Source organism: Xanthomonas sp. NCPPB 1826, assembly GCF_056725285.1.
Genome location: NZ_CM161521.1, coordinates 213,441 through 225,954, shown reverse-complemented (window position 1 = coordinate 225,954; position 12,514 = coordinate 213,441). Strand labels below are relative to the sequence as shown.

At 67.6% G+C, this 12,514-nt stretch carries 11 protein-coding genes; 2 read left to right on the top strand and 9 right to left on the bottom strand.

The genetic code is table 11. From position 1 onward, the window contains the following. Positions 1 to 61: 61 nt before the first annotated feature. The 9 genes from AC1PLA_RS00935 to AC1PLA_RS00895 form a co-directional block, all read right to left on the bottom strand. Positions 62 to 724, bottom strand: a complete 663-nt coding sequence (locus AC1PLA_RS00935; RefSeq protein ID WP_039517782.1) for an RpiB/LacA/LacB family sugar-phosphate isomerase — start codon at positions 722 to 724, stop codon at positions 62 to 64. A 245-nt stretch (positions 725 to 969) separates the two neighbouring features. Continuing rightward, complete coding sequence (gene kduD, locus AC1PLA_RS00930; RefSeq protein ID WP_016901228.1) at positions 970 to 1,725, bottom strand: 2-dehydro-3-deoxy-D-gluconate 5-dehydrogenase KduD; 756 nt, start codon at positions 1,723 to 1,725, stop codon at positions 970 to 972. A 146-nt stretch (positions 1,726 to 1,871) separates the two neighbouring features. Beyond that, a complete protein-coding gene (gene kduI / locus AC1PLA_RS00925; protein ID WP_016901229.1) occupies positions 1,872 to 2,726 on the bottom strand; it encodes a 5-dehydro-4-deoxy-D-glucuronate isomerase in 855 nt (284 codons plus the stop codon). 205 nt (positions 2,727 to 2,931) lie between these two features. Next, on the bottom strand, positions 2,932 to 3,990 hold the full coding sequence (locus tag AC1PLA_RS00920; protein WP_024939515.1) for a LacI family DNA-binding transcriptional regulator: 1,059 nt from the start codon (positions 3,988 to 3,990) through the stop codon (positions 2,932 to 2,934). A 141-nt stretch (positions 3,991 to 4,131) separates the two neighbouring features. Next, positions 4,132 to 5,715 carry a family 43 glycosylhydrolase gene (locus AC1PLA_RS00915; protein ID WP_481105383.1) on the bottom strand — a complete coding sequence of 528 codons (1,584 nt, stop codon included), beginning with the start codon at positions 5,713 to 5,715 and terminating at the stop codon, positions 4,132 to 4,134. A 236-nt stretch (positions 5,716 to 5,951) separates the two neighbouring features. Next, entirely contained in the window at positions 5,952 to 7,235 is a 1,284-nt protein-coding gene (locus tag AC1PLA_RS00910) for a TRAP transporter large permease (RefSeq protein WP_016901232.1), read from the bottom strand. Further along, positions 7,235 to 7,756, bottom strand: coding sequence for a TRAP transporter small permease (locus AC1PLA_RS00905; protein ID WP_016901233.1), 522 nt, complete (start codon positions 7,754 to 7,756; stop codon positions 7,235 to 7,237). Before AC1PLA_RS00905 ends, AC1PLA_RS00910 begins: the two co-directional genes overlap by 1 nt. A gap of 10 nt (positions 7,757 to 7,766) precedes the next feature. Then, a complete protein-coding gene (locus AC1PLA_RS00900) occupies positions 7,767 to 8,765 on the bottom strand; it encodes a TRAP transporter substrate-binding protein (protein ID WP_024939517.1) in 999 nt (332 codons plus the stop codon). Positions 8,766 to 8,802: 37 nt separating this feature from the next. After that, complete coding sequence (locus tag AC1PLA_RS00895) at positions 8,803 to 9,624, bottom strand: 2-keto-4-pentenoate hydratase (protein WP_039514172.1); 822 nt, start codon at positions 9,622 to 9,624, stop codon at positions 8,803 to 8,805. A 140-nt stretch (positions 9,625 to 9,764) separates the two neighbouring features. Between AC1PLA_RS00895 and AC1PLA_RS00890 the strand changes: the two genes are divergently transcribed. Beyond that, positions 9,765 to 10,835 carry an alpha/beta hydrolase gene (locus AC1PLA_RS00890; RefSeq protein WP_481105382.1) on the top strand — a complete coding sequence of 357 codons (1,071 nt, stop codon included), beginning with the start codon at positions 9,765 to 9,767 and terminating at the stop codon, positions 10,833 to 10,835. Beyond that, positions 10,832 to 12,454 (top strand): carboxylesterase/lipase family protein, encoded by a 1,623-nt coding sequence (locus AC1PLA_RS00885; protein ID WP_481105381.1) that lies wholly within the window; start codon positions 10,832 to 10,834, stop codon positions 12,452 to 12,454. The genes AC1PLA_RS00890 and AC1PLA_RS00885 overlap by 4 nt, the downstream gene beginning before the upstream one ends. Positions 12,455 to 12,514: the final 60 nt, after the last annotated feature.

Sequence of the window (12,514 nt, the reverse complement as noted above, 5' to 3'; positions counted from 1 at the left end):
CCGCCTTACCCTCACCCCAACCCCTCTCCCGGCGGGAGAGGGGCTAAAACGCAGTGGCTAATTACGCAGCTGCTGCAGTGGCTTCGGGCTTGCCCAGCACGCCGGCGACGAAGTTGCGGATCTCGGCGTCCTGCGCGTTATCGAAGAAGCACTGCTGGAAACGCTCGCCGCCCACGGCCTGCTTGATCAGCTCCGGGTCGATGGCGCGCAGGCCGTCGAGGTAGGACTTGGCGGTGGCCTGCTTGACCTGGGTCAGGATGCCGGCATTGGCGGCCTGCGATTCGCGACGCTCGGCCGGGTAGCCCATGCCGCGCTCGCCACTGAAGGCCTTTTCGAAGATGTAGCGCACGTTGATTTCCGCGCCCCAACCGTAGCCCTTGGCGAACGCCAGCGACAGCGCGTTGCCGTTGTTGACCTGGGCGAACAGGTAGGCGTCGGTCGGCTCGATGCAGTAGCCGCAGAACACGCCCGGATGCGCGTTGAGCGACATCATCGCGCCCTGGCCGGTGCCGCAGCCGGCGACGACGAAGTCCACGGCCTTGGAGTTCAGCAGCAGGCTGGCGACGATGCCCAGGTGGATGTAGGTCAGGCGGTGGTCGTTGTCGCCGTCCATGCCGACGTTGAAGACGCTGTGGCCCTGCTCGCCGGCAACGTCGTTGAGCTGCTGCAGGATCACCGGGTTCTTGCCGGCCTGACTGAACTCATTCATGAGTGCGATTTTCATGGGGATGCTCCGATTGGTTGGGGAAGTTGTGTCGACTGTGCGATTGGATTGGGTGTGCGCGCCTGGATGCGGTCTTGCTTCACTTTCAGGTGCCTTGTCGGTGAGCGATCAGGTTCTGAAGAACTTGTCAGAGCTGCGGTACGCGTCTGGTCGTGTACGTGCACCCCGACCCTCATCCGCCCTTCGGGCACCTTCTCCCGGAGGGAGAAGGAGTGACGCAATGCCCGCAGGAAAGCGCGTTTGACTCAGCGTGCCAGCCAGCCGCCGTCGACCGGGATGATGGCGCCGTTGACGTAATCCGAGGCGCTGCTGGCCAGGAACACCGCGGTGCCGCCGAGGTCGGCCGGCACGCCCCAGCGCGCGGCCGGGATGCGGTCCAGGATGGCCTTGTTGCGGTCCTGGTCGGCACGCAGCTGGGCGGTGTTGTCGGTGGCCATGTAGCCGGGCGCGATGGCATTGGTGGTCACGCCCTTGCTGGCCCATTCGTTGGCCAGCAGGCGGGTGATGCCGGCGATGCCGGACTTGCTGGCGGTGTAGGACGGCACGCGGATGCCGCCCTGGAACGACAGCATCGAGGCGATGTTGATGATCTTGCCGCTGCCCTGGGCGATGAAATGGCGGCCGGCGGCCTGCGCCATGAAGAAGGCCGATTTCAGATTGACGTTCATCACGTCGTCCCAATCCTGCTCGCTGAAATCCACCGCGTCGGTGCGGCGGATCAGGCCAGCGTTGTTGACCAGGATGTCCAGGCGACCCAGGCCGTCCAGCGTTTCCTTGAGGATGCGCTCGACCGGTTCGACGCTGATCAGGTTGGCCTGGATGGCGACGAAGCGGCGGCCCAGTCCCTTGACCAGTTCCTCGGTCTCGGTCGGCGCCTGGATGCCGGCGGCGGCGATGTCGGCGCCGGCCTGCGCCAGTGCCAGCGCGATGCCCTGGCCCAAGCCAGTGTTGGCACCGGTGACCAGTGCGACCTTGCCTTCGAGACTGAACGGATTGCTCATTACCTTATCGCTCCTGCTGGGTGTGCCACGTTGGATGAGTGCGTGCGTCCGCGCGATGCGCGGCCGCTGGCATGGGGTGGAACTGGCGCGTCGATGGCGCTAGCGCATCGACGCGGTGAGTGCGGTGCTGGCCGGCACGCATGGCCTTACTTGAGCTGGCAGATGTCCAGCACGTGCATGTCGGTGTAATCCAGGTTTTCGCCGCCCATCGCCCAGATGAAGGCGTAATTGCTGGTGCCGGCGCCCATGTGGATGGACCACGGCGGCGACACCACCGCTTCGTTGTTCTGGATCACGATGTGGCGCTGCGCGTCCGGCTCGCCCATGAAGTGATAGACGCGGTCGTTGGCGCCGAGATCGAAGTAGAAATACACCTCGCTGCGGCGGTCGTGCAGATGCGGCGGCATGGTGTTCCAGACGCTGCCCGGCTTGAGCACGGTCAGGCCCAGCAACAGCTGCGAGGACTGGCAGGTGGTCGGCACGATGTACTGGTAGATGGTGCGCTCGTTGCTGGTTTCCAGCGCGCCGCGCTCCAGCGCCACGGCATCCTTGATCGACAGTTGCTTGGTCTCGAAACGCGCATGCGCCGGTGTCGAGGCCAGATAGAACCTGGCCGGGTTGGCGGCATCGTCCGAGGCGAAGCTGACATCGGTGCTGCCCATCGCCACGTACAGGCCGTCCTTCGGCCCGAGCGTGTAGACGGTGCCGTCCACGGTCACGCTGCCGGTGCCGGCGCCGACATTGAGGATGCCCAGCTCGCGGCGCTCCAGGAACGGATGGCCGGCGGCAGACGCCGGTTCGGTCTGCCTGGGCAGTTCCAGCGTGGTGCCGAGCGGTGCTGCGCCACCGAGCACGAAGCGCTCGTAGTGGGTGTATTTGAGCGTGACCGCATCGTCGACGAACAGGCCATCGAGCAGATAGAGCTCGCGCAGGTCGTCGTTGCTGGCGCCCTTGATGGCGTCGGGATGGGTGGCGTAGTGGGTCTTGCAGTACAGGGACATGCGCGATCTCCGGTGCCAAGCGCGGGGGGATTGGCTTGCACCAGGCCATTCTACCGGCTCTGGTTAACCGGTGTCATTGCGCAGTGCACGATAGCCGCATGGCGGTGCGCCGGCCTCGCCCTTCTCCCGTCGGGAGAAGGGGCGCGTAGCGCCGGATGGGGGTACGAGGCTGCGCGCGCTCCCTAGTGGGAGGGGCTTGACGCGCTCAATCTTCCGGCGGTTGGCAGGAGTCGCGCACGATCAGGTGCGGGCGCACGCTGGCGGTGGGCAGTTGCGGGGCGTTGTCGGGCTGGATCAGCATCGCCGCGGCGGTGCGGCCGGTGTCGCGGGTGTGGCGGCGCACCGAGGTCAGCGGCGGCCACAGGCGCGAGGCCAGCGAGCTGTCGTCGTAGCCGATCACCGACAGCTGGCGCGGGATGCTGATGCCGGCGCGCAGCGCGACCTTGTAGATACCGGCGGCCATTTCGTCGTTACCGGTGAAGATGGCGGTGGGGCGCTTCTTGCCCAGCAGCAGCTTTTCGGCCGCGGCCACGCCCGATTCGAAGGTGTAGCCGGCTTCGACGATGCGCTCGGGCGGCAGTTCGATGCCGCGCCGGGTCAGCGCGTCGGCAAAGCCGGAGGTGCGCTCGATCGAGGAACGGTAGGCACTGGGGCCGGTGACCAGGGCGATGTCGCGGTGGCCGAGCGAGAGCAGGTAGTCGGCAGCCTCGGCGGCGCCGTCGCGGTCGTGGGTGATCACCGTCTGCGAGGTGGTGTCCAGCGCCACCGAGGCGATGCGGGTGTAGCGGCAGCCGATCTCGGCCAGCATGTCGGCCAGCGCCTGGTCCTCGGAGGCGCGCGGCACCAGGATCACGCCGTGCAGCTTCTGCGCCTGGGCGAAGCGGCGCACGCCTTCGATGTAGCCGGGGCTGCGGCTGTCGCAGGGGTGCACCACCAGCTCGAAGCTGGAGCCGCGCAGCGCGTCCAGCGCGCCGTACTGCATGTCCACGATGTACTGCGCGGTGGGGTTGTCGTAGACCATGCCGATCAGGAACGAGCGCCGGAACGCCAGCCCCCGTGCGAGCGGGTCGGGCGCGTAGCCGACCTCGCGCATCAGCGCCTCGACCTTTTCGCGGGTGTCCTGCCGCACCAGCGGCGAGTTGTTGATGATCCGCGACACGGTCTTCTTGGACACGCCCGACATCCGCGCGATGTCGTTGATCGTGGCTACCTTGCCCTTCGGCAGGCCGGGCATTCCCTCTTCAGGCATCTTGCGGGCGGGCATAGCGGTCAACCAGTGAAGTTGATTGGATTCTACCGGCCAGACGGCCGGCAGACCTGAGCGAAGCCTGCCGCCACCCCGGACCCGCCGTGCAGGACACGCCGCAGCCGGCAGCGCGGCGGCATGCCCGGCGATGCAGAACGGTCAGTCCAGGGCGCGGTAGCGGAAGTTGCGGAACTCCACCTGGCCCTGCCCGGCGGCATACAGCGCCGGTTTCAGTGCCAGGAACTTGCCGGCCACGTTGTGGTGGTAGCCGGACACTTCCATCTGCACCGGGTACTTGGTCCAGGTGGTGCCGTCGGTGCTGCTGTGGATGGTGACGATGTGGCGGTTGTTGGTGACCCGCAGCCACAGGGTGCCACCGGTCGCACTGGGGGCCAGCGTGCCGGGGCGCTCCTCGCCGTAGCGGTGCATGACGAAGTTCTCGCCATTGCTGCCCACGCCGGCATAGAGCTTGTCGCTGTAGAACAGCAGCGCCCCGCCCTGCCCGCCCGGTGCCACGGTCATCTGCACCTCGAACTGGTAGGCCTGGTCGGTGGCGATCACCGTCAGCGGCGAGGCGTTGCGCGGGGCGCTGCCCTTGCCCTGCAGGCGCAACACGCCATCGCCGACCTGCAGGCGCTTGGCCTCGTCGGCGGCGGGGTTGAAGAACGCCCACTGCGGGCCCAGCGTGCTGGCGCGGAAGTCGTCCGACAGCGCCAGCCCATGCGGCAAGGCCTGCCCGCTGGGCTTTTTCAGCGGCGTGCCCAGGTCGCCGCCCTTGGCGACGAACCAGCCGTCCGGGGTCCACTCGATCGGGTCCAGCAAGGCCTGCCGGCCCAGGGTCCGGTAGCCGTGTTCGTAGCCGTGGTAGAGCATCCACCAGCGCTGGTCGGTGCCTTCCACCAGCGTGGCGTGGCCGCGCGACCACCACGGCTCGTCGGCGCTTTTGGTGCGGGTGATCGGGTTGTTGGGCGCGTTCTGCCAGGGGCCGTGGATCGAGCGCGAACGCGCGGTGATGACCATGTGCCCGGTCGGCGGGCCGGCGGTGCCGCCGACGGCGGTGGTCATGTAGTACCAGCCGTTGTGGCGGGTGATCTTGGGGCCTTCCTGCGCGTAGCCTTCCACGTCCCAGCTTTCCGGGTATTTCCAGCCGTCATAGACATGCTTGGGCGTGCCGACCACCTTGAGCCCGTCGTCGGACAGCTGCACGTAATCGCCGCCGCTCAGGAACAGATAGCGCTTGCCGTCCTCGCCCACCGCATGGCCGGGGTCGATGTACTTGCCCAGGCCGATGTCGATCGGCGCGCTCCACGGGCCCTTGATGTTGTCGGCCCAGACCACGAAGTTGCTGCGCTCGCCCTGGTCGCCACGGCGCGCCGGGAAGTAGATGTAGTAGCGCTTGCCGTACTTGATCAGGTCCGGCGCCCAGATCGCGCCGACGTTCTGGGTGATGGCATGGCCCAGCGGCTGCCAGTTGACCAGATCGCGCGAATGCCAGATCGGCAGGCCCGGGTAAGCATCGAACGAGGACAGCGTGAGGTAGTAGTCCTGCCCGTCCTTGAGCACCGACGGGTCGGGGTGATCGCCAGCCAGCACCGGGTTGAGGAAGGTTCCATTGCCCTGGTCGGCGATGCGCTGGTGTTCGAGGCCGCGCTTCCAGTCGGCCGCGGCAGCGAGCCCGGCACACAGCAGCAGGCCGCCGGCCAGCAGCCAACGCAAACGGTTTGAAGCGATACGCACACGCATGCTTGCTCCTAGTCCCCGCACGGCGGGGCGATACGGCGGCCAGCGCCTGGAGCGTCGGCCGCCTGGATGAAGGCGGAACTACCTGCCAGCGGCGACGCCGGGCAGCGCGCCGGTAACGTCGGCAGGCGTTTGTCGGGCGAGCCGCGGCGTGCGGACATCGCATCGCACGCGCCGTGCAGGCCGCTGCCACGCATCGACCACGCCCACCTGACGGACGCAGTCGGGATCGCGGGCACTTACGCGCGCAGCGCGCGTGGCAGCCACAGCGACAGTTCGGGGAAGAACGCCACGATCAGCAGCACACCCAGGGCCGCCAGCCAGAACGGCCAGATGGTGCGCATGCTCTGGGCGATGGTGATCTGCCCGATCGAGGTACCGATGAACAGCACCGAGCCGATCGGCGGGGTGATCAGGCCGATGCCGCCGGCCAGCACCATCACCAGACCGAAGTGGATCGGGTCGATGCCGTAGGCCTTGACCACCGGCAGGAAGATCGGCGTGCAGATCAGGATCTTCGGCGCCAGGTCCATGAACATGCCCAGCAGCAACAGCATCACCACGATCATCAGCAGCACCGTGTTCTTGCTGTCGGCAATGGCCTGCAGGAACTTCACCGCCGCCGCCGGCACCTGCAGGTAGGCCAGCAACCAGCCGAACACCGCCGCAGTGGCGATCACGAACAGGATCACGCCGGTGGTGCGCGCCGCGTGCGTCACCGCGGCGAAGAACTCGGCCCACCGCAGCTGCCGATACAGCAGCGCGGTGACGATCAAGGCGTACACCACCGCGATCGCCGCGCTCTCCACCGCGGTGAAGATGCCGGCACGGATACCGATGAAGATCAACGCCACCAGGCCCAGGCCCGGCAACGCGCCGATCAGGCGCAGCGCCACTGCGCGCCAGCCGGGGAACGGCTCGGTGCCGTAGCCGCGATGGCGCGCCACCGCATAACCGGTGACCATCATCGCCGCGGTCATCAGCAGCGCCGGGAAGATACCGGCCGCGAACAGATCGGCGATCGACAGCCCGCCACCGGCCGCGGCAGAGAACAGGATCAGGTTATGCGAGGGCGGCACCAGCAACGCCACCAGCGCGGCGGTCATGCTCACGTTGACCGCATAGTCGCGGTCGTAACCACGCTTGATCATCTGCGGGATCATGGTGCCACCGACCGCCGAGACGTCGGCGATCGCCGAACCGGACACGCCGCCGAAGAACAGCGATGACAGCACGCTGACCTGGCCCAGGCCGCCACGCACGCGCCCCACCAGCGAGGAGGCCAACGCGATCAGGCGTTCGGAGATACCGCCGCGCAGCATCAGCTCGCCAGCGAAGATAAACAGCGGGATGGCGATCAACGAGGCCGAGCCGCTGCCGGCGGAAATCTGCTGCACCAGCACCACCGTGGGCAGGTCCAGATACAGCAGCGTGGCCAGAGCGGCCGCGCCCAGTGCATACGCCACCGGCACGCCGATCAGCAGCAGCACCACGAAGGTTCCCAACAACATCGCAATGCCCATCAGCGCACTCCTCCGGCCTGGATCGGGCGCAGCACACGCCACAGCTTGTACAAGGCAAAGATCACCATGAGCGCACCGCCGATCGACAGCGGCAGGTAGTTGATGCTCTGCGGCATCTGCGCGCCGGCCATCTTGATATCCAGGCCATCGAGCAGCAGCGCCGCGCTCCACCACGCCAGCACCGCACCGATGGACATGATCATCAACGGGCGGATCAGGTCGAACACCCTGCGCACCAGCGGCGGCACGTGTTCGCCCAGCAGGTAGAAGCCGAAGTGGCGGTTGGTATGCACGCCGGCGGCCGCGCCCAGGCTCAGGGCGGTGCTGAGCAACAGCAGCGTCACCGGCTCGGTCCAGCTGGGCGAGTCGTTGAGCACGTAGCGGGTGAACACCTGCCAGCCCTGCACGACCACCAGGCCCAGCAGCGCGATGGATGCCACGCCAACGGCGGTATCGGAAACGCGGTCCAGCGCGCGCTGCAACGGCGCGACCGGGACGGCGACGGTCTCGGGTTCGGTCATCGGGTCACCTCTATGCAAAATCGCGGATGCGGCGGTACAGCGCTTCGATCTCCGGCTGCTTGCGGTATTCGGCCAGCAGCGGCGCGGCGGCGGCGCGGAACGCCGGCATGTCGACCTGATTGAGCTTGACGCCGTAATCGATCACCTGCTTGCGCGCCACGGTCTCCGAGGCATCCCACAGATTGCGCATTACCGGTACCGAGGCGCGTGCCAGTTCCACCACCAGGGCGCGATCGTCCGGGCGCAGCGATTCGAAACTTTGCCGCGACATCACCAGGATGTCCGGCGCATAGGAATGCTCGCTCTGCGACCAGTAATGCGCGGCTTCGAAATGCCGGCTGGACTGGAAGCTGCGCATGTTGTTTTCGGCACCGTCGATCATGTGCGTTTCCATCGCCGAGAACGTCTCGCCCAGCGACATCGGGGTGGGATTGGCACCCAGCATGCGCATCAGCTTGAGGAAGATGTCCGACGAGGCCACGCGCAGTTTCAGGCCCTTGAGATCTTCCGGGCGGTGCAGCGGGTGCTTGGTGTTGTAGAAGCAACGCGCACCGGAATCGTAGATCGCCAGTCCCACCAGGTCGCGCTGCTCGAAGCTGCGCAGCACGCTGTCGCCGACATGGCCGTCGATGGCGCGGCGCAGATGCGGCACCGAGTCGAACACGTACGGCAGGCACAGCGCCTGGGTCAGCGGAAAGGTGTTGTTCAACGCGCCCGAATACACCCGGGTGATGTCGATGGCGCCAAAGCGCGCCATGTCGATCGCCTCGGACTCGCGGCCCAGCTGGCCGGAGTGGTACTGGCGCAGCTTGAGCCGGCCGTTGCTGCGTTGCTCCAGCTGCTTGCCGAACCACCGCACCGCCTCCACGGTGGGGTAGTCGCCGACATGCACGTCGGTGGCGGTCAGCAGCTGCCCGCCGGGGATCGGCGTGGTGGCACCCGCGCCCAGCCAGGGGCCGGCCGCGGCGGCACCGAGCCCGGCACCGAGGAAATGTCTGCGTGTGATCATTGGCGCCCTCCCAAGCGTCTGGTCACTGGGTCCGGCGTTACTTGGCGGACACAGCCGTACAGGAAATGTCGCCGATGCCGGCGAAGCGAATCAGGGCATGCTGTCCCACTTCGATGTCATGGATACCGGTGGCATTGCCCGTGGCGATGAGATCACCGCGCTTGAGCGGACGCCCGCGCCGGGCCGAACGACTGAGCGCAAATGCGTAGGCGGCGCGCAAGCCGCCCGGTAACGTGGTGGCCCCGCCGGTGCCGACCAGCTGGTCGTCGATCAGGGTTTCGGCGGTCAGCGCAGATTCGTCGCGCGCCAGCCAATCGGTGACTTCCGGGCCCAGGATCAGGCCATTGTTGTTGCCGAAGTCGGAGATCACCACACGCGGGCCCAGCTTGTTGATCGTGGCCAACGGGCTGCTGGCGATTTCCACGCCGATGAACAGTGTGGCCGGCAGCTGCGCCGCCTGGTCAGGAGTGAAGTGGGTCTGCTCGGCCGGCGCGTCCGCGTCCAGGCGCAGCACGTACTCGGCCTCCACCGCACCGAAGCCGCCTTCGTAGATCGGGAATTCGGTTGTTCCACCGGTAGCATTCCAGAGCTTGTGCGAGAAGATCGGGCCCAGCAGGCGCTCGTCGCCTGATGCATCGCGGCGCTCGGCAGCGATGTAGCCCACCTTCCAGCCGACCACCTGGTCGTCCCACTGGCTGATGGCGATATCCTGCACCTGGTAGGCGGTGAGCAGATCGTCGGGGATCTGCCCTGGAAAGTCCGGCAGCGATGCCCCTGCACGGCGTGCCTCCACAAAGCGCTGGGCGATCTGCGACAGCGAGGATGTGGAGGATGGTGGGGTGGCGGCGTCGTTGCTCAAGGGTGTCTCCCTGATAGGTGTTTTTGTTGCACTGCCAATCGACAGTGGCACGGTGTGCTGTATATGGTAAACCGGTGTCATTGGCAATGTGCAGTGCGGCAAAACTGGCCGCAGCAACGAAGCAACCCTGGGAGGGGTGGATGGAACAGACAAGCCCGACGCGTGTGTTTGCCGCGTTTTCGAGCCTCATGCGCCAGTGCATGACGGTGGTGGTGATGGTGGGAGCGCTGCTGGCCGGACCAGTGCTGGCGGCCGAGGTGCCCGGCGCCGATACCGCAGCCGAGCAGGCCAGCCGGATCCTGCTATGGCCCAAGGGGATGGCACCGGGGGACAAGCCGCTGCCTCAGCCACAGCGCATCGTCCAACGCAGCAGCGACCCGGCCCTGCCCGATCGCTACATCCAGCAGATCAGCACGCCGTATCTGGTGGTCTACCGGCCCAAGCGGCCGAACGGCACCGCCCTGCTGGTCACCCCCGGCGGCGGCTACCAGCGCATCGTGCTCGACAACGAGGGCAGCGCACTGGTGCCCAGCTTCGTCGACCAGGCCGGCATCACCCTGTTCGTGCTGCGCTACCGCTTGCCCGGCGAAGGCCACCCGAACGGCGCCGACGTGCCGCTGGCCGATGCACAGCGCGCGCTGCGGCTGATCCGCGCCAACGCCGCCCGCTACGGCATCGACACACAGCGGGTCGGGGTGATGGGTTTCTCGGCCGGCGGCCATGTCGCCGCCAGCCTGGCCACCCGCTACGCCGCGCAGGTCTACCCCAAGGTGGATGCGGCCGATGCACTGAACGCGCGACCGGATTTTGCGCTGCTGATCTACCCGGTCATCGACATGGACAGCGCCAACGCGCACCCCGGCTCGCGCGAGCGCCTGCTCGGCAGCAGTCCAGCCGATGCGCAGGTGCGCGCGTATTCGCCGCAAATGCATGTGGATGCACGCACCCCGCCCAGCTTTCTGCTGCATGCGCAGGACGACACCGTGGTGTCGGTGCGCAACAGCCTGCTGATGCACGACGCGCTGCTGCGCGCCGGCGTGCCGAGCGAGCTGCACGTCTTCCCGCAGGGCGGCCATGGCTTCGGCACCGCCAGCGGCAGCGGCCTGACCGTGGCCGCCTGGCCGCAGCTGGCACAAGCCTGGATCGCGCATGTCACCAAGGCGCAGCCGCCGGCAGCTGCATCGGGACCGGCGCAGGACGTGGCGCGATGACAGCGCCGTCCACTCCCGACGCGCGCCGACGCACGCTGCTGCGTGGCGGCCTGCTCGCCACTGCCGCCGCAGCGCTCCCCGGCTTTGCTGGCACCGCCGTCCCGCCGCCGCCGCGCGAGGCCAGCGCGCCGCTGGCACGCGTGCGTGGCGGCGCTTTGCGCGGTCATCGCGACCAGGGCATCTGCGTGTTCAAGGGCATCCCGTACGGCGGCGATACCGCCGCGCGGCGCTTCCAGGCAGCCGTGCCGGAAAATCCATGGCAGGACGTGCGCGATGCCAGCGCCTACGCGGCAGCCGCGCCGCAGCTCAAGGCCAGCGAGCCCACCAGCGAGGATTGCCTGTTCCTCAACTTATGGACGCCGGGCCTGCGCGATGGCGGCAAGCGCCCGATCCTGTTCTATATCCACGGCGGCGGCTACACCACCGGCTCCGGCAGCGACCCGTTGTACGACGGCGTGCGCCTGTGCAAACGCGGCGATGTGGTGGTGATCACCGTCAATCACCGGCTCAACCTGTTCGGCTACCTGTCGCTGGCGCAGCTGGGCGGTGCCGGCTTTGCCGACTCCGGCAATGTCGGGCAGCTGGACCTGATCCAGGCACTGCAATGGGTGCGCCAGCACGCGGGCGAATTCGGCGGCGATGCCGGCAATGTCACCGTGTTCGGCCAGTCCGGTGGCGGCGCCAAGATCGCCACCCTGATGGCGATGCCGGCCGCGCGTGGCCTGTTCCACCGTGCCTGGACCATGAGCGGGCAGCAGGTCACCGTGGCCGGCCCGCGTGCGGCCACGCAGCGTGCGCAGTTGCTGCTGGATGCCTTGAAACTCGCGCCCGGCGAGCTTGCGCGCATCCGCACGCTGCCGGTTGCGCAGCTGCTGGCTGCCGCGCAACTGCGCGACCCCTCGCGGGTGGAAAACAGCGCGCTGTACTTCGGCCCGGTGCTGGATGCACGCAATGTGCCGGTGCATCCGTTCTGGCCGACCGCGCCACTGCAATCGGCCAGGATTCCGCTGGTGATCGGCAATACCCGCGACGAGACGCGCGCGTTTCTCGGCAACGACGCGAAGAACTTTGCGTTGAGCTGGGACGAGCTGCCGGCCAGGCTGGAAAGCCAGCAGTACGTCGACCTGCTGCCGCAGGTGGTGATTGCCGAATATCGCCGGCTGTATCCGCACTACTCGCCCTCGGACGTGTTCTTTGCCGCGACCACGGCGGGCCGCTCGTGGCGCGGCGCGGTCGAGGAGGCCGAGGCGCGTGCACGCCAGGGCGCACCGACCTGGATGTATCAGCTGGACTGGGGCTCGCCGTTGGACGGCGGCAAGTTCGGCGCCTTCCACACGCTGGACATCCCGCTGGTCTTCGACACCATTGCGCAGCCCGGCTCGCGCACCGGCGACGGCGCCGCTGCGCAGCGCATGGCCGAGCAGATGAGCGAGGCGCTGCTCGCCTTCGCACGCAGTGGCGACCCGAATCATCGCGGCCTGCCACGCTGGCGCCAGTACTCGCTGCAGCACCGCGACACGTTGCTGTTCGATGTGCCGAGCCGGATGGACAACGACCCGCGCGGTGGCGAACGGCGGCTCTACCAGCAGGCGCCCTTCATCCAGCGCGGTACGTTCTAAGTGCTTTCGTTCCGGCGGGGCGATCAGCACGTGGTGTTCGGTCGCCACACGGGTACGAAC